The organism is Streptomyces sp. MGP-P1 (genome assembly GCF_057766565.1).
Map to the genome: position 1 here is coordinate 282,581 of NZ_JBYMEM010000005.1, position 25,695 is coordinate 308,275.

The following is a 25,695-nucleotide window of genomic DNA, read 5'->3' on the forward strand; positions in this document are numbered from 1 at the left end:
GCGTCGTACTCGTACGGACCGGGCAGGTGCGGCTCGCGCCGGCCGGGACCGGCAGGCGTACGGCTATCCGCACGCCTTCCCGCTCACCGCGACACCGGAGCAGTTCGCCGGGGCCACCGACTCGCCGGTCGCCCCGGTGGCGATCCTGTGAACGGCCTCCGCGAAAGGGAATGGGGAGGAAGCCGTCGAAGAAGTGGTGGTGAGGGAGGGATCCGGGCTCAGGCCAGGTTGGTGAAGAGGCAGGACGGCGGTTCGCACGGCTCGCCGCCCTGGCCGACACCGGGGGCGCCTCCGGGAGCCGCACCGGGCCGCTCCGGTCGACCTCGCACCAGATCTGCTTCCCGGCGCCCTCCGGCAGCCAGCCCCAGCGGTCCGCGAGGCCGTCCACCAGCTCCAGGCCCCGGCCGCCCGTGTCGTCGCCCTCCGCGTGCCGCTGGAGCGGCGGGCGGTCGCTGGCGTCCGCGACCTCGACCCGGACGGTCCCGGCCGCGCCGGACGCCCCGGACCCGCCGAAGAGCATCCGCAGCACCGCAGGACAGCCCGTGTGGACGACGGCGTTGGTGACCAGCTCCGAGATCAGCAGGATGAGCGTCTCGGCGAGAGGCTCGTCATCCCCTATCCCGGAACCGACCAGGCGCGACCGCGCCCACCTACGGGCCCGCCCCACTTCCGCGGGATCCGGACCGACCTCCAGCTGAACCTGAAGCACCTGCACCGCTCACACCATCCGAACCGGCGGACACATCGCCTCGCGCCTCCTCAGGGTCACGGAACGTGATTCCCTTACGCGACAGCATGGTTGACGTACAGTCACCGCAACAAGCGCTTCGGGCATATTCCAGCGCGAAGGAGTACGCGTGGTGCATACTGTGCGACGCTCACCGCGGGGAGTCGAACAGGAGCGCGCAGAGACCGCGAGAAACGCTCTTCGGGCAGGCCCGGCACATCTCCGACGAGAGCCCTCGCCCCGGACCGGGGCCGCCGCACAGGCCGCCCCCGGATCGCCCGGTTCCAGAACCACTCGCATCCCACGGAGCGTACCCGAGCCGGACACCGACTCCACCCGGTGACGAATCACGCAAAGGACACAAGCCGGTATCGGCGCCGCACGGCTGCGCTGCGTCACCCTCCGCCCCTCGCTTCCGGGGTCCCTCCACCGGACGCCGTCGAGCTGCCGGAACGCGGCCGCACGGTCCCCGGACCGGCGGCCAGGAGCTCCTCCGCGGCGGCCCCGCCGAGCCGGGCCGCGGCCCGGAGCCAGGCCCGTTCCAGGTGGAGGTGAACATCTGCCTCCCAGGTGAAGCCCATCCCGCCGTGGGTCTGGAGGCAGTCGCGGGCGTTGCGTACGGCCGCCTCGTCGGCGAACAGTCTGGCCGCCTCGATCTCGAATGGGTCGCCCGTCACGGCGGCCGCGTACACGGCGGCGCGGGCGGGTTCGGTGCGGGCGAGCATGTCGGCGCAGAGGTGCTTGACCGCTTGGAACGATCCGATGGGCGATCCGAACTGCTGTCGGTCCCCGGCGTGTTGAACGGCTGTCTCGGTGGTACGGGCAGCGCTGCCGAGTTGTTCGGCAGCAGTGAGAAGCGCCCCCTCGTAGTGGAGTGCGCCGGAGTACGCCTCCGTGTCCGCCGTGCGCCCTGCCACCCGGTGCAGCGGTGTGAGCGGATCCATCGACCGTACGGGGTTCGGCGGGTGAGGCGGGCAAGACGGGCGGAGCCGGGGGCCCCGCGTGGGAGCGGGAGGCGTCACGGGAGCGGCGCGGGCGGCGTTACGGGGACGGCGCTCCGTCCCCGTAACGCCCGGGTTCGCTACGCGTCCGGCTCGATCACCGTGAAGTACACGGCCAACGCCTCCACCACATCGCTCTCCGCGATCAGCCCGTCCCGGTCCGTGTCCAGGCTCTGGGCGGCGACGCCCGCGATCTCGGCGCTGGCGCCGAGGACCCGGAGCGCCCGCTCCACGTCCGCCACCGACGCCCTGCCGTCGTTCCCGCCGTCCGCGACCGCGATGGTCGCCCGCAGGAACGGCCGGGCGATCTCGGCGAACCGCCCGGGATTGTCGCGGAGCCGCTTCACCGCCCCGCCCACGAACTCCTCACGGGTGACCCGCTGGTCCCCGTCCACATCGGCGATCCCCGCCATGCCCTGCCAGAAGGCCTCGGCACCGGTGTAGAGCGCCTGCCCCTTGTCGCAGCGGGCCGTCGTACCGAACTCGGTGAGCAGACGGGCCGCCGCGGCGTTGAAATCGGCACGATCGATATAGCCGTTACCGTCCTGGTCGAAGGCTGCGAAGCGGTGCGCGATCTTTCGCTCGTACTCTGCGCTGTCCATGCGGGGAGCGTACGACGCCCGGGGCGCTCACGTGTCACCGAGCAGCGCCTCCCGTGTGACAACCTCGCATCGGAAGGAGTCGCTTCAGGCGCTCAGCGGCCTGCACTCCTCGTCGGTGGCGGACCGCGCGTCCGGGTAGACGTCGAACAGCCGGCGCACTCCGAGCGCCCCGAGCACCTTGTTGACGTGCGAACCGTCCTCCGCGCCCCGGGCCGGGAGAATCAGCCGCAGCCGGCCGCCGCAGGACTTCATCAGTCGGCGCGAGGCGATCAGCACACCGACGCCGCTGGAGTCGCAGAAGAACACCTCGGACAGGTCGAGCACCACATCGTGCTGCCCCTCCGCCACCGCCTCGTGGACGGACTGGCGCACGACGGGTGAGGTCACCAGGTCGAGTTCGCCGCTCATGCGCAGCACGGTCCAGGAGCCCTGCTCCGCCTCGTCCACCTTGAGCGTCACGCGACTGGACCTCTCGTTCCGGGGCTCCCGGCAATCCGGAAGTTTCCGTTCCTCCTCGCGGCTGCCCCACCGCACCCCCATGAAACACCGACGCGCCGTCCGACGCCCAGGAGATTTCCGGTGGAAAGGAGCGCTTCGGGCCGTTTCCGCTGCTCAGAGGGGACAGTCGGCGGAAAGCGAGCGGACAGCGACGCATCAGGGCCGAAAATCGACTACCGTCGTCGGCCACGCGCCGCGGTAGGAGAGTTGCCGCAAAGGCGCGTGCACCGCCCGCCCGGCGGACTACATTCGGTCCTCACGGGCACAGGGCGGATCACGGAGTCGGGCGGACAGGGCCGGGGGCTGGGGGGTTCATGGCAAAGGAGACGGCACCCCGCTGGGACCGCAGGATGCAGCAGAGGCTGGCCTGCGGTGAGGCGGCGGCGCTCGGCGAGCTCTACGACCGGTTCGCAGCCCTCGTCCACAGCCAGGCGCACCGGATGCTCGACGACGAGGACGCCGCCGACCTGGTGACCCGCGAGGTCTTCGCCCAGGTCTGGGAGAACCCCGAGGCGTACGACCCGAAGCAGGGCTCGATGCGCTCCTGGGTGGCCCGCCTCACGCACCGCCAGTCCGTCCAGCGGCTGCGCCGCACGGCGGTCTCCTCCTACGCGGCGGAGCACGGCGAGGACGCGGCGCCCGACCCGCGGGAGCTGGAGCGGAGGGTGCGCAGCGCCACGGCCGCCGCCCGCGCCGACTACATCGTCTCCTCGATGCCCGCGCCGCTGCGGCAGGCCCTGGAGCTGGCGTACATCCATCGCCGGGACTACCGGCAGACCGCCGCCGACCTCGGGGTGACCGAGGACGAGGCGCGCCGCCGGCTCCGGCTGGGGCTCCAACTGCTCTCCACGGCGAACGTCCGCCCCCTCGAAGGGGCCTCGCCACCCGGTTACGGACGGGTCCGGTGAGCGGCGACGGACGCGAGAGCGAGGGAGGCGAGGAGGAGGTGCGCGGCGCCCGCCGGATACCGGGCCCGCGCGGGGCGGCGGACGACCTCGACCTGGAGTCCGTACCGCGGCCTCCCCTGCCGCCGCCCGGATCGGCGGCCCCGGACGAGGCCGTGCCGGAGCAGTCCGCACCGGAGCCGCCCGAACCGGAGCCGTCGGGACCGGAAGGGGCCGACCCGAATGAGGCCGGATCGGAACAGGCCGGACCGAATGAGGCCCTCCCGGAACAGGCCGAACTGGAACAGGCCCTCCCGGAACAGGCCGGACCTGAACAGGCCCTCCCGGAGCCGCTCATGACGTCCGTCTCCGCCTCCGCCTCCGCGCCGGGCGTCGACCTCCCCCACCGGGTCCTCAAGGCCCTTCTCGGCGCCTGGGCGCTGTCCGCCTGTTCGGCCGAGGAGACCGCCGCCGTGGAGGACCACCTCACCACGTGCGCCCCCTGCGCGGACGAGGCGCTGCGGCTGCGGGACGCGGTGGGGCTGCTGCACACCGACGGCTCCCTGGATCTCGATCCGACGCTCCGGTCCCGGGTGATGGACGGCTGTCTGGGCCGCCGGCCGGCCCGGATCCCGGTGCCGGAGTACGCCGCCCCGTACGACGCCGAGACCGCCCGGCTCGACGCGCTGCTCCGCGACATCGGGGACTCGGAGTGGCACGCGCCGGTGCGCCTGCGGTGGTTCGAGGAGGAGCGCGAGGTCAGCCGCAGGACCACGGTCGCCGGGGTGATCGGCCACCTGATGGCGGTCGACGGGCTGCTGACCTCCGCGCTCGGCCTCGACGACCCGCTCGGCGGCGGCGGCGAGGCGCCGCTGGACCCCACCGAGCGCACCGAGAGGCACTGGTCGGCGGCGCACCGGCCGCCCACCCGGGCCGTCCGCGAGCCCTGGCGGGCCCAGAGCCACGAGCTGATCCGCACGGCCTCCTTCGCCGGGCGGAACGTCGCCGAGACCTCCGTCTCCTACGGGGCCTTCGCCCTGCCGCTCCAGGACGCGTTGCTGGACCGCGCCTTCGAGTGCTGGGTGCACGGCGGGGACATCGCCGACGCCGTCGACTACCCGTACGAGGCCCCGTCGGCGGCCCATCTGCACCGGATGATCGACCTGGCGGCCCGGCTGCTCCCGGCCGCCATGGCGGGACGCCGCCGCGCCGGACTGGCCGGACCGGCGAAGGACCTCGTCACGGCAGGTGCGCCGGGCCGCTCGGTCCATCTGGAGATCGAGGGCCACGGCGGGGGCGACTGGTACATCGCGCTGGACTCGCCGGCCGCCCTCGGCTCGCCCGAACGCACGGTGGCGCAGGTGGCCCTGGACGGGGTCGAGTTCTGCCGGCTCGCCGCGGGCCACATCTCGCCGGTGGAAGCGGCGGCGGGCCAGGAGGGCGACCGCGAGGCCATCCGGGACGTCCTGTTCGCGACGGCCTCGCTCAGCCGGCTGTAGGTCCCGCCGAACGGCGCCGGATCACGGGACGACCCTTACGCGAAGATCACCGTACGGCGGCCGTTGAGCAGGATGCGCCGCTCCGCGTGCCACTTCACCGCGCGCGCCAGCGCCTGGCACTCCACGTCCCGGCCGATGGCGACCAGCTGGTCCGGCGTCACGCCGTGACCGACGCGCTCGACCTCCTGCTCGATGATCGGGCCCTCGTCGAGGTCGGCGGTGACGTAGTGCGCGGTCGCGCCGATCAGCTTCACCCCGCGCGCGTGCGCCTGGTGGTAGGGCTTGGCGCCCTTGAAGCTCGGCAGGAACGAGTGGTGGATGTTGATGATCCGGCCGCTCAGCTGCTTGCACAGGTCGTCGGAGAGGACCTGCATGTAGCGGGCGAGGACGACCAGCTCGACGTCCTCCTCGCGGACCAGCTCCAGCAGTCGCGCCTCGGCCTCCGCCTTGTTGTCCTTCGTCACCGGAAGGTGCCGGAAGGGGATGCCGTACGAGGCGACGAGCTCGGCGAAGTCCGTGTGGTTGGAGACGACGGCCGCGATCTCCACCGGCAGCGCCCCGGTGCGGGAGCGGAACAGCAGGTCGTTGAGGCAGTGGCCGAACCTGCTGACCATCAGCACGACCCGCATGCGCTCGGCGGGCCGGTGGATCTGCCACTCCATGCGGAAGGCCTCCCCGATCGCGGCGAAGCTGGCGCGGAGCTTGTCCACCGTCACGGTGGCGTCGGCCGAGAAGTGGACGCGCATGAAGAACAGGCCCGTGTCGTGGTCCCCGAACTGCTGACTGTCCTCGATGTTGCAGCCGGTCATGAAGAGATAGCTCGACACGGCGTGCACGATGCCCTGTTTGTCGGGGCAGGAGAGCGTGAGGACGTACTGCTCGGTCGCGGCGGCGTCCGAGGCGGCGGAGGGGGCGGGCTGCGGCGCGGTCATCCTCGTAGGGTGCCACACCCGCCGTGTCTCAGGCGGCCCTGGTCATGATGCGGATGACGTCCAGCGAGCGGGGCGGTATGTCCGGATCCTCCGCGTCGTTGGTGGCGAGCATCACATGGGCGTCGCGGGCCGCCTGGACGGCCTCGGGCCAGCCGTGGTGCTCCAGATAGGCGGAGACGGGGGCGTCCGCCCCGACCTGGTGCATGATCCGCAGCACCCGCAGGGCCGCGGCGTCCACGGCGGCGGCCTCGGCGGAGTCCCTGAATATGGTGCCGACGTACTTCTCGGCGGACCAGTTGTCGAGCCAGGTGTCCTCGACCAGGCGGTACACGGCGTCGGTGACGTCCCCGTACCCCTCCCGGCCGGCGAGCCAGCACTCGTGGTGGAAGACGGGGTCGGAGAGCATGTGCAGCGCCGAGCGCACGTTGGTGCGCCAGCGCCACCACGGCATGTCAGTGAGCGGCATGCCGCCCATGGTGGAGGAGCGACGGCCGCGACGGGAAGAGTTCTCCGAACCTTGCTGCACGGTCGTCGATCGTACGTTCCTTCACCCCGCCTCCGCACGGGCCCCCGTAATTCACCTGGACGTCACCGTGCGTTGAGAACGGCACACCGCGCCGTTACCCGGGGCGCGGAAGGGTCCTGGTCCATGACCGGTCGGCGACGCCTCACCCTTCCCCGCCCCTTCCCGGGCGTCATCAGCGCGGCGGCGGCGGGGGCGGTGCTGCTGTCCGGCTGCGGCGTGCTCCCTGGGGCCTCGGGGGGGTCCAGGGGGCCCGTCACCGTGATGACCTGGGCGCCCGACCGGTCGGAGGACATCAACGCGGTGAAGATGTCCGGGGTGCCCGCCATGGCGCAGACGTACGCGCGCTGGGTCAACGACACCGGCGGCATCGACGGGCGCGAGCTGAAGGTGGTCGTCTGCGACGAGGGCGACACCGCGCTCGGCGCGGAGCGGTGCGCTCGGGAGGCCGTCGAGAAGAAGGTGGCCGCCGTCGTCGGCTCGTACAGCCGCCACGGCCAGAGCTTCATGCCGGCGCTGGAGGCGGGCGGCGTCCCGTACATCGGCGGCTACGGCGCCTCCACCGAGGAGTTCAGCAGCTACCTCTCGTACCCCGTCAACGGTGGCCAGCCGGCGCTGCTGGCCGGGCACGGACAGCAGTTGGGCCGCAGCTGCGAGCGGGTCTCGCTGGTGCGGCCCGACTCGATCGGCGGCGACGGCATGCCGCCGCTCCTGAACAACGGGCTGATGGCCGCCGACCGGCCCGCCTCCACCGACATCCTGGCCCCGCTGGACGCCACGTCCTACGACGAGCAGGCCACGCAGGCGCTGGAACGGTCCGACGGCGGCTGTGTGACGGCGGTGCTCGGCGCCCGTACGGAGACGTTCTTCGACTCCTTCCGCCGCCTGGAGCCGGACGGCGAGCAGGTCAGGATCTCCTCCGTGCTGGGCAGCGTCAGCCAGCCGCTCATCGACCGCACCGGCGGCCCGAACAGCCCCTTCGAGGGCGCCTACGTCACCGGCTGGTACCCGGACGCGAGGAACGCGCGCTGGAAGGAGATGCGCGAGGTGGTCGGTGAGTACGCCTTCGGGGACAACCGCATCGACCCGGACGACACCGCCGTGCAGACGACCTGGATCGCGTACACGGCGCTGCGGGCGGCCGTCCGGGCGATCGACGACGAGAAGGTCACACCGGGCCGGGTCGTGGCCGCCCTCAACCGGGGCGTCGAGGTCGACACCGGCGGCCTGACCCCGACGCTCCGCTGGCGCTTCGAGGACCTGGTGGGCACCTTGAGCTACCCGCGCATCGTCAACACGAAGGTGACGTTCCAAGTGGTCCGCGAGGGCCGGCTCACCGCCCAGAAGAAGGGCTTCGTCGACGTCTCGGACGCCCTGACGGACGCCCCGCGCAGCTAGGCCCTGTCGTTGACAGGGCCTAGGCCCCTTGGGGATCGGACAGGCCGGCCCGGGGCTCAGAGCTCGGTGAACCCGTGCTTGGTCAGGCCGTACTTCGCCGCGATCGTGTTCCAGAGCTTGGACGCCTCGCGCTTGGCCTGGGTGGCCACCCCGCTCTGCTGGTTGGCCTTGGCCGTCTCGCTCGTCGACCGGGCCTGGCCGCCCTTGCAGACGGACTTGTTCTTCTTCGCCTGCCGCGCCCAGGCCGCGTAGTGGTCGTCGGCCGCCGCCGAGGCCTTCCACGCCCGGTTCAGCGAGGCGGTCAGCTCCGCGTTCCGCGGGAGCTTGTCCACGGCCAGCCCTTCGAGCCGGGTCACCAGGTCACGGCGCTGCTGGGCGGCGCCCTTGAGGTCGGTGTCGGCCCGGTCGAGGTCCTTGCAGGACTTGATCTTCTCGACCGCGCTGATCACCGCGGCCCGGCTGTCGTTGCTGTCGGCCAGCAGCTTGTCCAGCGCCTCGGCCTGCGGCTTCGCCGGGTCGGGCGCCGCCTCGGCGGTGGGATCCGTGACCGCCGGTGAACTCTGCGAGGCGACCGGCTGCTTGTCGTCCTCACCGGAGTCTTCGCCGCCGCCCAGCAGCGCGCCCGCGCCGAGTCCGATGACGGCGCAGCCCACGACGACCGCGGCGATCAGCGGAACATGCGCGGACCGCCGGCGCGGGGCGTCGCCGCTCGGTTGCGGGACCGGCCCGTCCTGCTCCGCGCGGCCCTGGAAGCCCTGGACCCCGGACTGGTAGCCCCCGGGCGCCTGCGGCGGCAACTGGCCGCCTTGGGGCCCCCGCTGGGGCTGTTGGGGCTGCTGGGGCTGCTGGGGCTGCTGGGGCTGATAGCCCTGCTGCTGGTACGGGGACGGGGGCTGCTGTCCGGCGTCGAACTGCGGCATCTGCTGCGTGGCGCCCGCGGGTTCCTCGGAACGGAACAGGTTGTCGAACTCCGCGGGCGGCTGCCGGTCCCCCGGCGCGCCCGGCCTGATCCCGTACGGGGCCCCTCCGGGCACCGGGGGTATGTACTGGGTCGAGTCGGCGTCCCCGCCGCCCTGCGAGGGCCCCACCGGGCCGGGACCGCCCGGGACGGCCGCGATGTACTGCGTGGCGTCCGCGTCACCGCCGCCCTGGGTGGGCCCCACGGGGCCGGGACCGCCCGGGACGGGCGCGATGTACTGCGTGGCGTCCGCGTCACCGCCGGGAACACCCTGACCGCCCTGGCCGCGCGGGGCGCCCGACCCCGCCTCCGGCGGCAGCGGCTGCGCGTACGGCTGGGGCTGCTGGTTCTGCTGGTGGGGGTACTGCTGCGGGTACGCGCCGGGCTGCTGGGGCTGTTGGTGCGGCAGCTGCTGAGGCTGCTGGTAGGAGCCGGGCTGCTGAGGCTGCTGGTAAGGGCCGGGCTGCTGAGCCTGCTGGTACGCACCCGGCTGCTGAGGCTGCTGATACGCCCCGGGCTGCTGGTACGCCTCCGGGCCCGGCGGCTGCTGCGCGGGCGGCAGGGGCTGCGCGGGCGGGTAGCCGTAGCCCCCGTCCGGCTGCTGCTGCGGCCCCGGCGGCCCCCAGACCTGGCCCCACGGCTGACCGCCCGTGGGCGCCGCCTGCTCGCCCTGCTGCCCGCCCTGCTCGCCCTGCCCGGCCCCGGGCGTCCCCGGGGTCCAGGGGGCTCCGCCGTCGGCAGGCAGCACGACACCCTCGTGCGCGGGTCGTGCGGCGGGGAGCTCGTGCTCGCCGCCCTGTCCGCTCTGCGTCACCAGGACTCCTACGTGTGAACTACGGAACCGTCGGCTCACGCTATCGGGTGGTCGCCCGCCTCCGCCAAGCGCGTGGTGCCCCTCACGACCCCTTCACAGGGCCGGTAACACCCCGCCGCCCCGCGACGCTGTTAACGGCCGGACCGTCACGAACACGGCCCGGACCGCATCGGCGACCCCGTGCCCTCAAGCCGCCTGGAGCTCCAGCCGCTCGCCGAACTCCCGCACCGCGGGCTCCTCGCCGTAGGGCGCGAGCCGCTGCTGGAGGTCGTCGAGATATTCGGCCCCCCGGCTGGAGCGCACCGTCGACAGCAGCTCCATCGCCCGGGTGCCCGTGTGGCACGCCCGCTCCACCTCCCGCTGCTGCACCTGGGCCGAGGCCAGCAGCACCAGCGCGATGCCCCGGCGCCTGGCCCGGGTCTCCGGCAGCGCGGCCAGCGCCTCCTTCGCCCGCCGGGCCGCCTGCTCCGGCTGCCCCAGGTCCCGGTGGCAGTGGGCCAGTTCGTCCGCGAGGTACCCCGCGTCGAAGTGCGCGATCCAGCCCGGGTCGTCACCCGACTCCGGGCTCGCCTGCTCCAGCGCGGCGACCGCCCGCCCCGACACCGCGTGGCAGGTCCTGGCGTCCCCGAGCAGCGCGTGCCCGCGGGCCTCCGCCGCGTAGAACATCGCCTGGGCGCGGGGCGTGACGTGCCCCCGGGCCCCTTCCTGCGCGGCACGGGCCAGTTGGGCGATCTCGCGGGGATTGCCGAGCTGGGCGGCGAGATGGCTCATCGACGCGGCGAGCACATAGCCGCCGTACGCCCGGTCGCCCGCCGCCTGCGCGAGCCGGAGCGCCTGGATGTAGTAGCGCTGGGCGAGGCCGGGCTGGCCGGTGTCGACCGCCATGTAGCCGCCGAGCTCGGCGAGCCGGGCCACCGCGCCGAACAGCTGCCGCCCCACCTGTTCGCGGTACGCCCCCGAAAGCAGGCCGGAGACCACGCTGTTGAGGTAGTGCACGAGCACCGGCCGCACATGGCCGCTGCCGAAGCGGTGGTCGAGGTCGGTCAGCGCGGCGGTCATCGCCCGCACCGCCTCGACGTCGGACATCCCGACCCGGGCCCCCGCCGTCCGCTCGACCTGGACGTCCGGGCCGGAGATCAGCCAGTCCCGGCTGGGTTCGACCAGCGCGGACGCGGCGACCGCCGACCCGGCGAGCAGATCGCGCCGGCCCACGTCGCTGCGCCACAGCTCGCAGACCTGCTCCACGGCCCCGGCGACGGTCGGCGCGTACTGGAGGCCGACGCCGGAGGCCAGGTTCTTGCCGTTGGCCATGCCGATCTCGTCGATGGTGACCGTACGGCCGAGCTTGCGGCCGAGCGCCTCGGCGATGATCCCCGGGGCCCGGCCCCGAGGCTGCTGCCCCCGCAGCCAACGGGCCACGGAGGTCTTGTCGTAGCGCAGGTCGAGACCCCGCTCGGCCCCGACCATGTTCACGCGGCGCGCGAGGCCCGCGTTGGAACAGGCGGCTTCCTGGATGAGCGTCTGGAGCCGTTCGTTGGGCTGGCGGGCTACGAGAGGCCTTGCAGCCATATGTCCCCCTGAAGCATCGGTTATGTGCAGTGATCGGTGGAAGTGATCACTGCCCGTCACATACTCAAGAAATGCGCATATTCCATCGGCATTCGGTACGGCCATGGCGCGTTGCTCCGTCGCGGAGGGCCGGGAGCGGCCCCGGGCGGCGGTCCTGGAGGTGGTTACCCGCCCTTCGGTGCGACGCCTCACGCGCGCCCCCACCCGTGCACCGATGCGCCCCGCGTGCGGGATCGATGCGCCGGGCCCCGGTTCAGGGGAGGCCGTAACCCCAGGTGACGGCGGGAGTTGTGCACGGCGTGGAAGAGCCCATCGGAGTCACAAAAGCCGCACAGGTCCCTCAGCAGCGGGGTGAGCCCCTGCTCGACGCCGCGGTGCGGTATGCGGAAGAGCGTCATTGGGACGTGTTCCCCGGCGCCTGGCTGGAGGCGGTGGGCGGCGGGGAGCGGTGTTCGTGCGGCGACGCCGACTGCGCCCTGCCGGGGGCCCACGCGGACCGGACCGACTGGGCGGGCCGGGCGACCGGCAGCGGGGCCGCCGCCCGGCGCATGTGGAGCAGGCAGCCCCGCGCCTCGGTGCTGCTGCCGACCGGCCGGACCTTCGACGCGCTGGAAGTCCCGGAGTCCGCCGGGTTCCTGGCGCTGGCCCGGATGGAGCGGATGGACCTGACGCTGGGCCCGGTCACCCGCACACCCGACCGCCGGATGCTGTTCTTCGTACTGCCGGGCGCCGCCGCCAAGACCTCCGAGCTGGTGCGCGGGCTCGGCTGGGACGCCGGGGCGATCGATCTGACCGGCCGCGGCGAGGGCCACTACGTCGCCGCGCCGCCCACCCGGGTCGGCGCCCGGGGGGCCGTGCAGTGGGCGCGGAAGCCCACCCACGCCAACCGCTGGCTGCCCGATGTGGACGAGCTGATCAGCCCCCTGGCGTACGCCTGCGCACGGGAGGCGGCCGACGCCCGTACGCGCGTTCCGTAGAGCGCCCGGACGGCGTCTCCCGGGGCTCCGGACAGGCCTTTCGTAGGGTGGTCCCCATCTATGGGGATATCGAAAGGCTGTGCCATGCCGGACCGGGCAGATGCACGTACGGAGACAGGCGCGGAGACGGACGCGGCGAAGGACCTGACGGCGGGCGGTGCCCAGGAGGCGCGGCCCGCCGTCCGCGTACAGGGGCTGTGGAAGCGGTTCGGGGACCAGGTCGCCGTCGCGGGGATCGATCTGGAGCTTCCCGCGGGGAAGTTCGTCGGCCTGGTGGGGCCCAACGGGGCGGGCAAGACGACGACGCTCTCGATGGTCACCGGGCTGCTGCGGCCCGACATGGGCAAGATCGAGGTCGCGGGCCACGACGTGTGGACGGACCCGGTCGAGGTGAAGTCCCGGATCGGGGTGCTGCCGGAGGGGCTGCGGCTGTTCGAGCGGCTCTCGGGGCGTGAACTGCTCGCCTACAACGGGCGGTTGCGGGGCCTGCCCGGCGACGAGGTGGACAAGCGGGCCACCCAGCTGCTGGACGTGCTGGATCTCGCGGGCTCGCAGCACAAGCTGGTCGTGGACTACTCGACCGGCATGCGGAAGAAGATCGGGCTCGCGGCGGCGCTGCTCCACAACCCCGAAGTGCTCTTCCTGGACGAACCGTTCGAGGGCGTCGACCCCGTCTCGGCGCAGACGATCCGGGGGGTGCTGGAGCGCTACACCCGGTCCGGGGCGACCGTGGTCTTCTCCAGCCATGTGATGGAGCTGGTCGAGTCGCTGTGCGACTGGGTCGCCGTGATGGCGGCGGGCCGGATCAAGGCGCGGGGCACCCTGGCCGAGGTGCGCGGCGACGCCCCCTCGCTGCAACACGCCTTCCTCGAACTGGTCGGCGCGGGCGGCCGGGACGCCGGCGACTCCCTCGACTGGCTGGGCGGCTCCCGATGAGCGTGCTGGACGCCCCGGTCACGTCGGCCGCCCCGGCGGGGCCGACGACGGGCCTGACCCCGATCTTCGTCCGGCTCAAGTGGACGTTGCTGCGCAACGGACTGCGGCAGTCCTCCGGGCGCAAGGCGGTGTTCGTCGCCTCCCTGGTCTTCACGCTGCTGCTCGCCGCGGGTCAGGTGCTCGGCCTGGTGCTGCTGCGCGGCAACGAGCACGCGGGCACCGTCGTGGTGCTGCTGGCCGGTGTCGTGGCGCTCGGCTGGGCGGTGCTGCCGCTGTTCTTCCCCAGCGGTGACGACACCCTCGACCCGACCCGGCTGGTGATGCTGCCGCTGCGGCCGGAGCCGCTCGTCCGGGCCCTGCTGGTGTCCTCGATGATCGGCATCGGCCCGCTGTTCACCCTGTGCCTGGTGGCCGGTTCGGTCATCGCGACGGCGCACGGGGCGGCGGGCGTGGTCTTCGCGGTGCTCGCGGTCCCGCTGACGATGCTGCTCTGCGTGGCGCTGTCCCGGGCGGTGGCCACGGCCAACGTCCGGCTGCTGAACTCCCGCAAGGGCCGCGACCTCGCGGTGCTCAGCGGGCTGGTGATCGCGGTGGGCATCCAGTTCGTCAACTTCGGCGCGCAGCGGCTCGGTCGGGCCGGCGGGCTGTCCACGCTGGAACCGGCGGGCGACGTGGTCCGCTGGCTGCCCGGCGCCTCCGCCGTGGCGTCGGTGGACGCGGCCTCGGACGGTGCGTACGGGGTCGCCCTCGCCCAGCTCCTGATCACGGTGGCGGCCCTGGCGGCGCTGATGTGGATGTGGCGGCGGACCCTGGTGAGGCTGATGACCTCGCCGGACGGTTCGACCCTGGCGGCGGCGGAGCCGGCCTGCGAGGAGTCCGGCCGGGGCGGTCTGTCGGCGCTGCTGCCGGAGGGCCGCACCGCGACGGTGATGCAGCGCGGCCTGCGGTACGTGGCCCGGGACCCGAAGACCAAGGCGGCCTGGGTGACGGCGCTGGCGGTCGGGGCGATCGTGCCGCTGCTCAACGCGGTCCAGGGCACCGGCTCGGTCTACTTCGCGTGCTTCGCGGCCGGGATGCTCGGCATGCAGATGTACAACCAGTTCGGCCAGGACACCTCGGCCTTCTGGATGGTGGCGCTGACGATCTCCTCGCCCCGGGACGCGTACGTCGAACTGCGGGCGCGGGCGCTGGTCCTGCTGCTGCTCACCCTGCCGTTCACGCTGGTCGTCTGCGCGGTGACGGCGGCGGTGATCGGTGACTGGCAGGCGCTGCCGGGGGCGCTCGGCCTGTCGTTCGCGCTGCTGGGCTCGATGCTGGCGACGGGCGCGGTGGCCTCGGCGCTGTTCCCGTACTCGATTCCGCAGGAGGGCGCGTTCAAGAACGTGGCGCCGGGGCAGGGCGGCCTGGCCTGGATCTCGATCCTCGGCGGCATGGTGGCCGCCGCGCTGCTGGCCGCGCCGGTGATCGTGCCGACCGTCTGGATGCACGTCACGGACCGCCACGACGCGCTGTGGCTCCTGGTGCCGGGCGGGCTCGTGTACGGGGCGCTCGTCGGGTGGGCCGGGCTGCGGATCGCCGCGCGGCGCACGGCGGCCCGGCTGCCGGAGATCCTGGCGGCGGTCGGCAAGGGCTGATTACGGGACAGCCCTCAGCTGTTCCAGGAAGGGTTCGACCGCGGCCCGCCAGCCCTCCGGCTGGTCGTAGTGGACGAGGTGGCCCGCGTCGGCCACCTCCGCGTACTGGCCGCGGGGCAGGACCCGGACCATCTCCTGGGCCTCGGCGCGGCCCAGCTCCCCGTCGAGGCCGCGCAGCACCAGGGCGGGGCACTGGACCTGGGCCAGCTCCTCCCAGTGGGCGTCGAAGACCCAGGTGGCGCGGGTGCGCAGCATCTGGCGGCGGGAGAAGACGGGGCGCCAGCCGTCTTCCCGCTCGGCCATCACCTCCGCGTAGAACTCGCCGCGGGAGGGGTTCGGCCGCTCCACCCAGGGGTCGTCCTCGCCGAACCACTTCCGTACGTCGGCGAGGGTGGCGAAGGGCAGCGGCCAGGAGTCGAACCAGTCGCTCCACTCGCGCTGGGAGGCCGCCCCGAGAGCGGAGGCCCGCATGTCGCAGACGACGAGGGCGCGGACGAGGTCGGGGCGCTTGGCTGCGAGCTGCCAGCCCGTGAGCGCTCCCATCGCGTGGCCGACGACGGTGACGGGGCCGAGCCCGAGCTGTTCGATCGCGGCCTCGGCGTCGGAGACGTAGGCGTCGCGGCTGTACGGGCCGTCGGCGGGCTTGTCGCTGCGGCCGTGGCCCCGCTGGTCGAGGCCGACCGCGCGGTGCCGTTCGGCCAGCCAGCGGGCGGTCGGGGCCCAGTGCGAGGCCCGGCCCATCAGTCCGTGCAGCAGTAAGACGCCGGGCGCGGTGTCCGCTTCCGCGCGCTCCTTGGGCGGATCGGCGAACTCCCATGCCGCGAGGCGTACGCCGTCGGTTCCGGTCACATCGATGCGCCGCACCATAGTCCTGGCACCCCCTTCTGGTCCTCGATCACCGTGTGGTCGCACCCCACCAGACTATCGAACGCTTATTCGAGAACAGGTTCCGCCACCGAAGACCCCACGTTCGAGTGACACCGGTCAAGGATTGATGCCGACCGGCCTGGGGAGATCTTCAGCGGGAGGCGGGCCGCTCGGGGACAGGGGCCCGCGGGAACTGACCTTGAGAGCTCGGGGCTCCGGGTCAGCACAGGGGAGGAACGGCCCCGGCGCCTTCGGACGCCGGGGCCGCCCCCTGTCCGGGCACCGCGCCCGACATCCTCGACAACGATGGCAGGCAGCGGCGCGAAGGGCCCCGCACCTGCCGGGATCAGGGCATTCCTCAGGGCGTCGAGGAGCGCGCCGGGCACCGTGCGGTGCGCGCGTTGGTACGACGGGCGCATTCCCTGCTCCCTCCCCGACCGTGCCGACCGGAGCCGGCCGACACCCTCAGGTCCTCTGCCTGGCCTCAGCCTGGCATGTGACGCGTCCGGCCGCTGGCGTTCCGGACGGAAATCGGCGAGCGCACATCACGGTTGTGTTGCCGCGGCCGACGCGCGGGCGGCCACCGGGCCGATACCGGGCGACGAACGCGTCAGCATCGGGCGGCAGCCGGGTCAGCGCTTGGCGACGAAGACGTGCGAGGCGACCTCGGAGTCGAGCTCCGCCGCCTCCCCGCTGGAGCCGACCAGCACCCCGCCGGGCGACTCCGTCACGCTGACGACGGACCCGGGCTGCACCCCGGCCCTGCGCAGCGTGTACATCAGCTGGGCGTCGGTCTGGATCGGCTCCCCGATCCGGCGCACGACCACGGTCTTGCCCTCCGTGCCCGGGTCGAGCTCGGCCAGGCTCACCATGGAGTCGTCCAGGAACGGGTCGGCCCCGGCCTTCTCGCCCAGCTCCTCCAGGCCCGGGATGGGATTCCCGTACGGCGACTCCGTCGGGTGGCGCAGCAGCTCCAGCACCCGCCGCTCCACCGCCTCGCTCATCACGTGCTCCCAGCGGCAGGCCTCGGCGTGGACCTGCTCCCACTCCAGGCCGATGACGTCCACGAGCAGACACTCGGCGAGCCGGTGCTTGCGCATGACGCGGGTGGCGAGGCGGCGGCCCTCCTCGGTCAGCTCCAGATGGCGGTCCCCCGCGACCTGGACCAGTCCGTCGCGCTCCATGCGGGCCACCGTCTGGCTGACGGTCGGACCGCTCTGGTCCAGCCGTTCGGCGATGCGGGCGCGCATGGGGACCACGCCTTCCTCTTCCAGTTCGAGGATGGTGCGGAGATACATCTCCGTGGTGTCGATCAGTCCGGACATACGTGCCCCTCGATGCTGTGACTAGAAAACGTCGTGCGATGGCCCTGCACCAATTCTGACGCATAGCGCCGACAACCGTGCCGCCCCGGTGGAAGACGGGGGGAAGTGCGTGTGGCGGGGGCCACGAGGCGCTATTGACAGTCCACTGGTCCAGACCGCAACGTGATCGGCGGCACCGGCATTCCGCACCGCCGCATCCCCCGTCGAAAGGGCTCCCCCGATGAGCGACAGCAAGCTGGCCGGTCAGTTCTTCGATGCGGCGATCGGCCTGCTGACGCGGGTGCGGGACGAGGAGGCGGACAGCATCGCCGCCGCCGGCGCGGCCGTCGCGGACACCGTCGAGTCCGGCGGCAGACTCTTCGCCTTCGGCGCGGGCCACTCCTCGCTGGCCGCCCAGGACGTCGTCTACCGCGCGGGCGGCCTGGCGCTGATGAACCTGCTCACCGTGCCCGGCGTGGTCGGCGTGGACGTCATGCCGGCCACGCTCGGCTCGGCGCTGGAGCGGGTCGACGGGCTCGCCTCGGCCGTCCTGGACTCCAGCCCCGCCACCGCCGGGGACCTCCTGGTGATCGTCTCGCTGTCGGGGCGCAACGCCCTGCCGGTCGAGATGGCGCAGAACGCCCGCGCCCTGGGACTGAAGGTCATCGGCCTCACCTCGGTCGCGTACGCGGAGAGCACCCGCTCCCGGCACGCCTCGGGCGGCTTCCTGCGCGACCACTGCGACATCGTCCTGGACAGCAAGATCGCGATCGGCGACGCGGAGCTGACGGCCCCCGGCGTCGACGCCCCCTTCGCCCCCGCCTCGACCGTGGTGACCAGCGCGATCATGCAGGCGATGCTGGCCGCCGCCGTGGAGCAGCTGGTGGCCCGGGGCGTCGAGCCGCCGATGCTGCGCTCGGGCAACGTCGACGGCGGCCACGAGTGGAACGGCCGGGTCATGACGGAGTACCGGGACCGGATCTTCTACCGCCACTGAACGCCTGCGCGCGGCGCGGGGCGCGGACTCCTCTGTCCCGGCGCCCCGCCGGGCAGGAGGTGGCCGTGCCCCTCCCGATCCTGGCCGGGTACGGCCACCTCCTGCCGGTCTTCCCCGCCGGTGCGGCCCTCCGGGGACCGGGAGTGCCGCATGTCTGCCCCCCGGGCCCTGGGAACCCACCCGGACTCCGTGCGAGCGTGAGGCGGTTGGCCCGCCTGTGATCGTCGGAGGAAAACGCATGAGACTAGCCCGTGAGGACGACACCGCAGCGGGGAAGTCGCCGGCGCCCGGCCGGCCGCGCACGACGCCCGCATCCGCCGGAACAGCCGCACAGCGGATGCCCGACCTGCAGAGGACCGTCGGGAACGAGACGGTGGTCGCGATGCTGCGGCAGGCCGGGCACCGGGGAGCGGGGGACCGGCATCAGCACGGTCCCGAGTGCGGGCACCCGGCGCGGGAAGCTCGGGTACAGCGCGCCCCGGGCGGCAGCGGTGTCGCGCGCGCCGCGGAGGACGAACACCGCCATCACGACCACGAGAGGGTGCCGGACACCACTCCGGAAGGCCAGAGCGCCCTGCTGGCCTCCGCCATGAACTCGTCGAGCGCTCCCCTGCCTTCCTCGGTGGTGGCGAAGGCCGGGGCGTTCTACCAGAACGACGCCCTCGCCTCCACCCGCCTCCACAGCGGCGCGATGGCCCAGCGCGCCACGGCGGCGATGGGGGCCCAGGCCATGACCGTCGGCAACCACATCTTCCTCTCCTCCGGGGCCGCGAGCGACGAGAAGCTGATCGGTCACGAGCTGAGCCACGTGGACAAGAACCTCAAGGGCGTGCCCGAGAAGGGCCACGGCAACGGCGCCGGGGTCACCGTCACCGACCCCAAGCAGGGTTCCGAGCGGGCGGCCGAGAAGGACGGCGCCGCCTACGCCGCGGGGGTGCGCACCGCCCCGTCCGTCACCGCCCCCCGCGGCGCGGCGAACGGCTCGCACGGTGCCGTCCAGCGGATGACGGACGGCGAGGAGCAGGCGGAGGCGGCCGGTCGACGGATCGCCCCGGAGGATCCGGTCTCGCCCCTGAGCCCCGAGGCCCATGTCGGTTCGCTGCCCGAGGACAGCGAACAGGAGGTCGTCCTGATGCGCGGCGTGACGCCCACACAGAGGAAACACCTCCAGAACGAGATCATCAGCGGCTCGTTCATCAGCCTCCCCAAGATGGTCAAGGCTCCGGACGCGAACGCCACACGGCCCGACGCCGAGCACGTCGAGGGCTACAAGCATCAAACCCGCAACGACGAGACCGCGAAGCTGATCGAGTTCTCCACGGACCCCGCGATAGCGAGACAGTTCGCGTCCGAAGCCCGGTACGGATACATGCTCACCATCCGGATCAAGCGGAAGTACCTGATGAAGGGCGCCACGGGCTCCGAGCAGGGCTGGATCGCGCAGCAGGGCGCGCCCTACGACATCGTGGGGATCGAGCGGAGGGATTCGACGGCGCAGGGCGTGGTCCCCCTGACCGCGAGCGAGTTCCGCGACGTGGTCGCGAGGGAGGAGATCGCCGAGTTCCTGCTGTCGATCCAGGACCCGGTCGCCATGGGGGCCCATTTGCAGAAATTCCCGGGGCCGCAGAAGCTCGCGGAGGCCACGAGGATCAGGGACCTCCGGAAGGCCGCGTTCCAGAACTGAGTGTCGGCGGGCCCGCGCGGCAGGCGTCCTCGACCACCGGGATGAACGTGTACACCGGCTTTCCCGGAGAGGCTCTCCCGGGAGGGCCTCAGGTGGCGGTGGCCGCCCGCCGCACCGCCCGCGCCAGGTCGAACGCTCCCGCGACCCGGGCCGCCACCGTCTCCGCGTACGCCGCGTCGGCACGTTCGAAGGCGGCCCGGTTCGCCGCGCGCAGGAACGTCAGCGCGCCCAGCGTCCGCCCCCGGCTCCGGAGCACCGTGCACAGGGCGTGGGCCGCGTCCCCGGGCCAGCGGCGCTCGGTCGCCCACTCCGGCCCGCCGGAGGTCCCGGCGCCCGCGCTCGTACGGACCGAGCCGGTGCGCTCGAGCGCCTGGAGGGCCGGGTGCCCGGGGCCGTAGCGGACGGGGATCGAGCCGCCCGCGACCAGCAGACACGGGCCGGGCCCGTCCGAAGGGGTCCCCGCGGTACGCACCAGGCGCCCGCCCGCCGTCGCATCGCCCGTCGACGGATCGCCCGCCACCAGGTCGACCAGGACGTGGTCGGCGAACCCGGCGAGCGCGAAGTCCAGCAGGGCGGTCGCCGCCTCCATCGGGTCCTCGCACTCGGCGGCCGTACGGGCGGCGCGGTGCAGCTGGCTCGTCCGGAACCGCAGCCGGTCGGCCTCCTGCTCGGCGAGCTTCGCGGCGGTGACGTCCCGGAACAGCCATCCCACCCCGAGCGGGACCGGTTCCTCCGTCAGCGGCGAGGCCAGCCGCAGGAACCCGCTGCGCCAGCACCGGCGCCGTTCGCCCTCGGCCGTCCGCAGGGTCACCCACAGCTCGGCGGGGGCGGTCGGAGCGCCTTCGGCGAGCACATGCTGCAGGGCCGCCTCCAGCTCCTCGACGCCCTGGACCACCAGTTCGCCGAGCGGACGGCCGAGGAGAGCGGCGCGGCCCCCGCCGAGCGCACGGGCCGCGTACGCGTTGACGACCGTCGGACGCAGGTCGACGTCGACGAGGACCACACCCCAGGACACGTCCTCCAGCAGCGCCTCGCTCAGCGCGATGGCCCGCTCCAGGCCGATCTGGGCGTGCACCTCGCTGAACGCGCAGTAGACCCCGGCGGGCTTCCCGTCCGCGCCGCGCACCCCGGAGGACTGGGTCCGCACCAGCACCCGGCCGCCGTCCTTGCGCAGCAGCGCGAACTCGTGCACCTGCCGCCCCGGCGCGTCCATGGCCGACATCAGCCGCGCCCGCACCTCGTCCGCGTCGGCTCTGCGCACCGCCCACCCCGCGAAGCCGTTACGTCCCACGGCCTCGTGCGCCGTCCAGCCGAGGACGCGTTCGGCCTCGCGGTTCCAGTGGGTGACCGTGCCGGCCGCGTCGAACGCGCAGAGCGCGGCGTCCATGCCGTCGAGCAACGCCGCCAGCAGTTCGGACCCGGGAGGCTCCCCGGGGATCCCGCCCTCGCCGGCCGGGACGCGGCGTCGGCGGAGCGCCCGGGTGACCCGCCGCCGGGATCCTCGTCCGGTCCGAGCTCGTCGGTGGTCCCGCTGCTGCTGAAAGCACCCACTCCGCACCCCCGCGCCACGTGTCGGCTGTTCTCCCACGCGTCGCCGCGTGTATTGCTGCACGTCAGACCATTCAACTCGAACGTGACCCAGCACACATCAACTTCGCCGAAAATCCTTTCTCCCACCGGCGGACTCCCCTCGCTGCCCATCGCTTTCACGCCACAGCGCGAGCGAACGCGGCCGGGCCCGTCGATCCCTCGGCGTGGGGAGTTCACCGGCGGCACGGCGGTGCGTGGTGACGACGTCACGCGGAGTCCACCGCCCCCGCCCATCCTTGGGTCGCCCTCGCCCTCGCACACGCCTCGCACACGCCTCGCACACGCCCTCGTACGCCTCGGGGCGTCTTCGCCCCCGCCTCGGGTCGCCCCGGGACGCCCCGGCCCGGCCCTTCCCGGCCCGCACGGCCCCGCCCGCCCGCATAGCTCCTCCCGCCCGCTCTGCCGCTCCCGACCCCGCTCCTCCGACCCTCGACCGCAAGGAGCTCCTCCGTGACGCCCTTCCGCACCGCACGTCCCACAGCGACGCGGGCGACGACCGCCCTCGTCGTCTGCGCCGCGCTCGGGACACTCGTCGCCGCCGCGCCCGCGCCCGCCGCGCCCCTGGTTCCGGCCGCGCGGCAGGGCGGCCCCCTGCCGCTTCCCGCCGTCACCCCGCGCGCCGAGACCGCCACGCTGTACGACGACGAGCAGGGCGGCAACGCCAACGCGGACGACCCCGCGATCTGGCGCAATCCCGCCTCTCCGGACGACAGCCTGGTGATAGCCACCGCCAAGGAGGGCGGGCTGCGGGTCTACGATCTGGACGCCCGCCCGGTGCAGTCGCTCCCCGCGCCGCCCGCGCCCGGCCCCGACGACGCCCCGGGCCGCTTCAACAACGTCGACCTGGTCCAGGGGCTGCGGCTCTCCGGGGGCGGGACGGCGGACCTGGCCGTCACCTCCGACCGCGGCCACGACCGGCTGCGCGTCCACCGCATCGATCCGTCCCGGCCGGGCGGCCCGCTGACCGACGTCACCGACCCGGCCGCGCCCCGGGTGTTCTCCGCCGACCAGGACGAGGTCAACGAGCAGGCGACGGCGTACGGCCTGGCCACCTGGACGGACCGCCGCAGCGGCCGTGCGTACGCCCTCGCCAGCCGGCGCAACCGCACCTCGGTCGCGCTGCTGGAACTGCTCCCGACCCGGTCCGGCACCGTGACGTACCGCAAGGTCCGGAGCCTCGACCTGCCCTCCGCCTTCCGGCTGCCCGACGGCACGTCCTGGACGCCGTGCGGCGAACCGGGCGAGCTGCCCCAGGTCGAGGGGATGGTGGTCGACCCGGCCGACGGCACGCTCTACGCGGGCCAGGAGGACGTGGGCATCTGGCGGATGCCCGCCGACCTGCGGGGGAAGCCGGCGCTGGTCGACAAGGTCCGCGAGTACGGCGTGCCGGGGACGTACGACGAGGAGAGCGAGGAGTGCGCCCCCGGCGAGGACCCCGGCTTCGGCGGCACGCGGATCTCGGCCGACGTGGAGGGGCTGACCCTGCTCCCCGGGCGGAACGGCGACCGGTATCTGCTGGCCTCCAGTCAGGGCGACGACACCTTCGCCGCGTACGCCCGCCGGGCCGGCAGCGAGAACGGGGCGGGTGGCGAGAACAGGGCCCTCCCCGGGTACGCGGGCGGCTTCCGCGTGACGGCGGCCTCGGCGACGCTGGACGGGTCCGAGGTGTGCGACGGCGCGGCGGTGCGAGCCGAACCGCTCGGCAGCCGGTACCCGGGCGGCCTGCTCGTCGTCCAGGACGGCAGCGCCACCCCGGCGCAGGACGGACGGGAGGCCACCGGCTTCAAGTTCGTCGATCTGCGGAAGGTCCGGGGAGCGCTGGGCCTCACGGGCACCAGGGGAAAAATCGGCGCGGAGAAAGTCACCGAATAAATCGGTTGAACCGCGATCCGGGACGCTCCTAGGCTGTGGGCACACAGGAAAGGAGGTGTTCAAGAAGTGATTTCTTCTCGGACTCGTGAGGTGACTGCGGGCTGACGCCCGTCGTCGCACTCTTTCTGCAGTGCAGGCCGGACGCCGGCCAATCCCCAGCAGTCACCGACCCGCAGGCTCGCCGGTAAGTCCGGCCGGCTCCTCTGTGCACGGAGGAACCAGAGCCTGCGGGTTTCTGCGTTTCCCGGCCCCGCACGCCGCTCACAGCTCACAGCTCACAGCTCACAGCTCACAGCGGCAGGGTCACGGGCAGAGCCGCTCCACGCGCCACTTCCCGGCGCCCGGCTCGTCGCCCTCCCTCACGTACCGCAGCCGGTCGTGCAGCCGGTTCTCGTGCCCCTGCCAGAACTCGATCGTCTCGGGCACCACCCGGAAGCCGCCCCAGTGCGGCGGGGCCGGGACCTTCTCGCCCTCGGGGTAGCGGGCGGCCAGCCCCTCGTACCGGCGGATCAGCTCCTCGCGGGAGGCGACGACGGTGGACTGGGCGCTGGCCCACGCGCCGAGCTGGGAGCCGTGCGGGCGGGTGCGGAAGTAGCCCACGGTCTCCTCGCGGGAGGTGCGCAGGGCGGTGCCGGTGACGATGACCTGGCGGGCCATCGGGTGCCAGGGGAACAGCAGCGAGACATACGGGTTGGCGGCCAGCTCGCGGCCCTTGCGGGAGTCGTAGTTCGTGAAGAAGACGAAGCCCCGCTCGTCGTACTGCTTGAGGAGCACGGTGCGCGAGGACGGGCGGCCGTCCGGAGCGGCGGTGGAGACGATCATCGCGTTGGGCTCGTGCAGCACCCCGCCGACGGCGACCTGCCGGAACCAGCGGGCGAACTGGTCCATCGGATCGGGGCTGAGGTCGTGCTCGGTGAAGTCCTCCGAGCGGTACTGCTCGCGCATCGCCGCCGGATCGGTGGTGCAATCGTCGGGGAGGGATCCCGAGGAATCGTCTGGTGTGGGCACAGGCCCATCCTGCCGCAGCGACGGAGTGTGCCCGGCGGGGAGGGCCCGTAACCACGCACCGCCGAAAGGGAGCCCTGTGCCGGATGTCACGCTTCCCCGCTCCGTGGGAACCCGCCAATATCTTGGGGCAGGCCCCTGTGGATGTCGCACAGCGGCGGCCTCCCGGGTACACGCACGCACCTTCGGGTACGTGCACACTCCGTACGCCACGGCCGCCGAACGGGTCTGCCGCCCGCCCGCCGCCCGCCGAACCGAGGGAGCCGCCTGATGTCCGATTTCGTACCCGGCCTTGAGGGAGTCGTCGCATTCGAAACGGAGATCGCCGAACCGGACAAGGAAGGCGGTTCGCTCCGTTACCGCGGGGTCGACATCGAGGATCTCGTCGGCCATGTCTCGTTCGGAAACGTGTGGGGCCTGCTGGTGGACGGGGCGTTCAACCCCGGGCTGCCGCCCGCCGAGCCGTTCCCGCTCCCCGTGCACTCCGGTGACATCCGGGTCGACGTGCAGTCGGCGCTGGCGATGCTGGCCCCCGTCTGGGGTCTGAAGCCGCTGCTGGACATCGACGAGGCGACCGCCCGCGACGACCTGGCGCGGGCGGCTGTGATGGCGCTGTCCTACGTCGCCCAGTCGGCGCGCGGCCAGGGGCGGCCGATGGTGCCCCAGAGCGAGATCGACAAGGCGCGGTCGGTGGTGGAGCGGTTCATGATCCGCTGGCGCGGCGAGCCGGACCCGAAGCATGTGAAGGCGGTCGACGCGTACTGGACGTCGGCGGCCGAGCACGGCATGAACGCCTCGACGTTCACGGCCCGGGTCATCGCCTCGACGGGCGCGGACGTCGCGGCCGCCCTGTCCGGTGCGGTGGGCGCGATGTCGGGCCCGCTGCACGGCGGCGCCCCGTCCCGGGTCCTCGGCATGATCGAGGAGATCGAGCGTACGGGCGACGCGAGCGCTTACGTGAAGCAGGCCCTGGACCGGGGCGAACGCCTGATGGGATTCGGCCACCGCGTCTACCGCGCCGAGGACCCCCGGGCCCGCGTCCTGCGCCGCACGGCCCGCGAGCTGGCCGCCCCGCGCTTCGAGGTGGCGGAGGCGCTGGAAAAGGCGGCGCTGGAGGAGCTGCACGCACGGCGTCCGGACCGCGTCCTGGCGACGAACGTGGAGTTCTGGGCGGCGATCGTGCTGGACTTCGCGGAGGTCCCGGCGCACATGTTCACGTCGATGTTCACCTGTGCCCGTACGGCGGGCTGGTCGGCGCACATCCTGGAGCAGAAGCGCACGGGGCGTCTGGTGCGCCCGTCGGCGACGTACGTCGGCCCGGGGACGCGGGACCCGCGCGAGATCGACGGGTACGACGACATCACGGGGTGAGAGGGGGCGGACGCGGGGGCTCGCGGCTGATGAACGCGCGGGTACGGGGTATG

General features: G+C 73.2%; 19 protein-coding genes and 3 pseudogenes. 10 read left to right on the forward strand and 12 right to left on the reverse strand.

Going from position 1 to position 25,695, the window contains the following annotated elements; genetic code table 11:
- Positions 1-218: 218 nt before the first annotated feature.
- The 4 genes and pseudogenes from AC3CH1_RS10610 to AC3CH1_RS10625 all read right to left on the reverse strand — a co-directional run bounded on the left by AC3CH1_RS10610 (position 219) and on the right by AC3CH1_RS10625 (position 2,789).
- A pseudogene (locus AC3CH1_RS10610) lies at positions 219-715 on the reverse strand (ATP-binding protein).
- A 407-nt stretch (positions 716-1,122) separates the two neighbouring features.
- Positions 1,123-1,683 (reverse strand): annotated as a pseudogene (locus AC3CH1_RS10615) (acyl-CoA dehydrogenase family protein); the annotation flags it as partial.
- A gap of 125 nt (positions 1,684-1,808) precedes the next feature.
- Positions 1,809-2,330, reverse strand: a complete 522-nt coding sequence (locus tag AC3CH1_RS10620; RefSeq protein ID WP_488462665.1) for an EF-hand domain-containing protein — start codon at positions 2,328-2,330, stop codon at positions 1,809-1,811.
- 84 nt (positions 2,331-2,414) lie between these two features.
- On the reverse strand, positions 2,415-2,789 hold the full coding sequence (locus AC3CH1_RS10625; protein ID WP_007454150.1) for an STAS domain-containing protein: 375 nt from the start codon (positions 2,787-2,789) through the stop codon (positions 2,415-2,417).
- A gap of 353 nt (positions 2,790-3,142) precedes the next feature.
- Between AC3CH1_RS10625 and AC3CH1_RS10630 the strand changes: the two genes are divergently transcribed.
- Both AC3CH1_RS10630 and AC3CH1_RS10635 read left to right on the forward strand, forming a co-directional pair.
- Entirely contained in the window at positions 3,143-3,736 is a 594-nt protein-coding gene (locus AC3CH1_RS10630; protein ID WP_488462666.1) for an RNA polymerase sigma factor, read from the forward strand.
- The gene (locus AC3CH1_RS10635; protein WP_488462667.1) at positions 3,733-5,211 is read left to right on the forward strand and encodes a zf-HC2 domain-containing protein; all 1,479 of its coding nucleotides are present in this window, start codon (positions 3,733-3,735) and stop codon (positions 5,209-5,211) included. Before AC3CH1_RS10630 ends, AC3CH1_RS10635 begins: the two co-directional genes overlap by 4 nt.
- A gap of 35 nt (positions 5,212-5,246) precedes the next feature.
- Here AC3CH1_RS10635 and purU read toward each other — a convergent pair whose 3' ends face one another.
- Positions 5,247-6,143 (reverse strand): formyltetrahydrofolate deformylase, encoded by an 897-nt coding sequence (gene purU, locus AC3CH1_RS10640; RefSeq protein ID WP_018960339.1) that lies wholly within the window; start codon positions 6,141-6,143, stop codon positions 5,247-5,249.
- Between the two features lie 28 nt (positions 6,144-6,171).
- Positions 6,172-6,618 carry an SCO4402 family protein gene (locus AC3CH1_RS10645; protein ID WP_488463465.1) on the reverse strand — a complete coding sequence of 149 codons (447 nt, stop codon included), beginning with the start codon at positions 6,616-6,618 and terminating at the stop codon, positions 6,172-6,174.
- A 174-nt stretch (positions 6,619-6,792) separates the two neighbouring features.
- Here AC3CH1_RS10645 and AC3CH1_RS10650 point away from each other — a divergent pair, with 174 nt between their 5' ends.
- Positions 6,793-8,064 (forward strand): ABC transporter substrate-binding protein, encoded by a 1,272-nt coding sequence (locus tag AC3CH1_RS10650; protein WP_488462668.1) that lies wholly within the window; start codon positions 6,793-6,795, stop codon positions 8,062-8,064.
- A gap of 56 nt (positions 8,065-8,120) precedes the next feature.
- Here AC3CH1_RS10650 and AC3CH1_RS10655 read toward each other — a convergent pair whose 3' ends face one another.
- Positions 8,121-9,836: a hypothetical protein gene (locus AC3CH1_RS10655; RefSeq protein WP_488462669.1), complete on the reverse strand. Its 1,716-nt coding sequence runs from the start codon at positions 9,834-9,836 to the stop codon at positions 8,121-8,123.
- A gap of 186 nt (positions 9,837-10,022) precedes the next feature.
- On the reverse strand, positions 10,023-11,405 hold the full coding sequence (locus AC3CH1_RS10660) for an NsdA family TPR-like regulatory protein (protein ID WP_488462670.1): 1,383 nt from the start codon (positions 11,403-11,405) through the stop codon (positions 10,023-10,025).
- 290 nt (positions 11,406-11,695) lie between these two features.
- Here AC3CH1_RS10660 and AC3CH1_RS10665 point away from each other — a divergent pair, with 290 nt between their 5' ends.
- The 3 genes from AC3CH1_RS10665 to AC3CH1_RS10675 all read left to right on the forward strand — a co-directional run bounded on the left by AC3CH1_RS10665 (position 11,696) and on the right by AC3CH1_RS10675 (position 14,952).
- The gene (locus tag AC3CH1_RS10665) at positions 11,696-12,382 is read left to right on the forward strand and encodes a bifunctional DNA primase/polymerase (RefSeq protein WP_488463466.1); all 687 of its coding nucleotides are present in this window, start codon (positions 11,696-11,698) and stop codon (positions 12,380-12,382) included.
- A gap of 84 nt (positions 12,383-12,466) precedes the next feature.
- Positions 12,467-13,318 carry an ABC transporter ATP-binding protein gene (locus tag AC3CH1_RS10670; protein ID WP_488462671.1) on the forward strand — a complete coding sequence of 284 codons (852 nt, stop codon included), beginning with the start codon at positions 12,467-12,469 and terminating at the stop codon, positions 13,316-13,318.
- The gene (locus AC3CH1_RS10675; RefSeq protein WP_488462672.1) at positions 13,315-14,952 is read left to right on the forward strand and encodes a transporter; all 1,638 of its coding nucleotides are present in this window, start codon (positions 13,315-13,317) and stop codon (positions 14,950-14,952) included. Before AC3CH1_RS10670 ends, AC3CH1_RS10675 begins: the two co-directional genes overlap by 4 nt.
- On the opposite strand, the gene AC3CH1_RS10680 is transcribed toward AC3CH1_RS10675, so the two are convergent.
- The gene (locus AC3CH1_RS10680; RefSeq protein WP_488462673.1) at positions 14,953-15,819 is read right to left on the reverse strand and encodes an alpha/beta fold hydrolase; all 867 of its coding nucleotides are present in this window, start codon (positions 15,817-15,819) and stop codon (positions 14,953-14,955) included.
- A 632-nt stretch (positions 15,820-16,451) separates the two neighbouring features.
- Complete coding sequence (locus AC3CH1_RS10685) at positions 16,452-17,144, reverse strand: iron-dependent transcriptional repressor DtxR (protein ID WP_361875138.1); 693 nt, start codon at positions 17,142-17,144, stop codon at positions 16,452-16,454.
- A 220-nt stretch (positions 17,145-17,364) separates the two neighbouring features.
- On the opposite strand from AC3CH1_RS10685, the gene AC3CH1_RS10690 reads away from it, so the two are divergent.
- Together AC3CH1_RS10690 and AC3CH1_RS10695 are read left to right on the forward strand one after the other, a co-directional pair.
- Complete coding sequence (locus tag AC3CH1_RS10690) at positions 17,365-18,120, forward strand: SIS domain-containing protein (RefSeq protein ID WP_007454120.1); 756 nt, start codon at positions 17,365-17,367, stop codon at positions 18,118-18,120.
- A 238-nt stretch (positions 18,121-18,358) separates the two neighbouring features.
- Positions 18,359-19,804, forward strand: coding sequence for an eCIS core domain-containing protein (locus tag AC3CH1_RS10695; protein ID WP_488462674.1), 1,446 nt, complete (start codon positions 18,359-18,361; stop codon positions 19,802-19,804).
- A gap of 88 nt (positions 19,805-19,892) precedes the next feature.
- On the opposite strand, the pseudogene AC3CH1_RS10700 reads toward AC3CH1_RS10695, so the two are convergent.
- Positions 19,893-21,355, reverse strand: a pseudogene (locus tag AC3CH1_RS10700) (PAS domain-containing protein).
- 489 nt (positions 21,356-21,844) lie between these two features.
- On the opposite strand from AC3CH1_RS10700, the gene AC3CH1_RS10705 reads away from it, so the two are divergent.
- Positions 21,845-23,266 (forward strand): phytase, encoded by a 1,422-nt coding sequence (locus tag AC3CH1_RS10705; protein ID WP_488462675.1) that lies wholly within the window; start codon positions 21,845-21,847, stop codon positions 23,264-23,266.
- 303 nt (positions 23,267-23,569) lie between these two features.
- Here the strand turns inward: AC3CH1_RS10705 and pdxH are convergent, their stop codons facing one another.
- Positions 23,570-24,211 carry a pyridoxamine 5'-phosphate oxidase gene (gene pdxH / locus AC3CH1_RS10710; protein ID WP_488463467.1) on the reverse strand — a complete coding sequence of 214 codons (642 nt, stop codon included), beginning with the start codon at positions 24,209-24,211 and terminating at the stop codon, positions 23,570-23,572.
- A 330-nt stretch (positions 24,212-24,541) separates the two neighbouring features.
- On the opposite strand from pdxH, the gene AC3CH1_RS10715 reads away from it, so the two are divergent.
- The gene (locus AC3CH1_RS10715) at positions 24,542-25,642 is read left to right on the forward strand and encodes a citrate synthase 2 (protein WP_488462676.1); all 1,101 of its coding nucleotides are present in this window, start codon (positions 24,542-24,544) and stop codon (positions 25,640-25,642) included.
- The last annotated feature ends 53 nt before the right edge of the window (positions 25,643-25,695 follow it).

Bases quoted from the DNA above. Each gene is read 5' to 3' on its own strand.
- AC3CH1_RS10620 (WP_488462665.1), bottom strand. From the start codon at position 2,330: ATGGACAGCGCAGAGTACGAGCGAAAGATCGCGCACCGCTTCGCAGCC.
- AC3CH1_RS10630 (WP_488462666.1), top strand. From the start codon at position 3,143: ATGGCAAAGGAGACGGCACCCCGCTGGGACCGCAGGATGCAGCAGAGG.
- purU (WP_018960339.1), bottom strand. From the start codon at position 6,143: ATGACCGCGCCGCAGCCCGCCCCCTCCGCCGCCTCGGACGCCGCCGCG.
- AC3CH1_RS10645 (WP_488463465.1), bottom strand. From the start codon at position 6,618: ATGGGCGGCATGCCGCTCACTGACATGCCGTGGTGGCGCTGGCGCACC.
- AC3CH1_RS10650 (WP_488462668.1), top strand. From the start codon at position 6,793: ATGACCGGTCGGCGACGCCTCACCCTTCCCCGCCCCTTCCCGGGCGTC.
- AC3CH1_RS10660 (WP_488462670.1), bottom strand. From the start codon at position 11,405: ATGGCTGCAAGGCCTCTCGTAGCCCGCCAGCCCAACGAACGGCTCCAG.
- AC3CH1_RS10670 (WP_488462671.1), top strand. From the start codon at position 12,467: ATGCCGGACCGGGCAGATGCACGTACGGAGACAGGCGCGGAGACGGAC.
- AC3CH1_RS10675 (WP_488462672.1), top strand. From the start codon at position 13,315: ATGAGCGTGCTGGACGCCCCGGTCACGTCGGCCGCCCCGGCGGGGCCG.
- AC3CH1_RS10680 (WP_488462673.1), bottom strand. From the start codon at position 15,819: ATGGTGCGGCGCATCGATGTGACCGGAACCGACGGCGTACGCCTCGCG.
- AC3CH1_RS10685 (WP_361875138.1), bottom strand. From the start codon at position 17,144: ATGTCCGGACTGATCGACACCACGGAGATGTATCTCCGCACCATCCTC.
- AC3CH1_RS10690 (WP_007454120.1), top strand. From the start codon at position 17,365: ATGAGCGACAGCAAGCTGGCCGGTCAGTTCTTCGATGCGGCGATCGGC.
- AC3CH1_RS10695 (WP_488462674.1), top strand. From the start codon at position 18,359: ATGAGACTAGCCCGTGAGGACGACACCGCAGCGGGGAAGTCGCCGGCG.
- pdxH (WP_488463467.1), bottom strand. From the start codon at position 24,211: ATGCGCGAGCAGTACCGCTCGGAGGACTTCACCGAGCACGACCTCAGC.
- AC3CH1_RS10715 (WP_488462676.1), top strand. From the start codon at position 24,542: ATGTCCGATTTCGTACCCGGCCTTGAGGGAGTCGTCGCATTCGAAACG.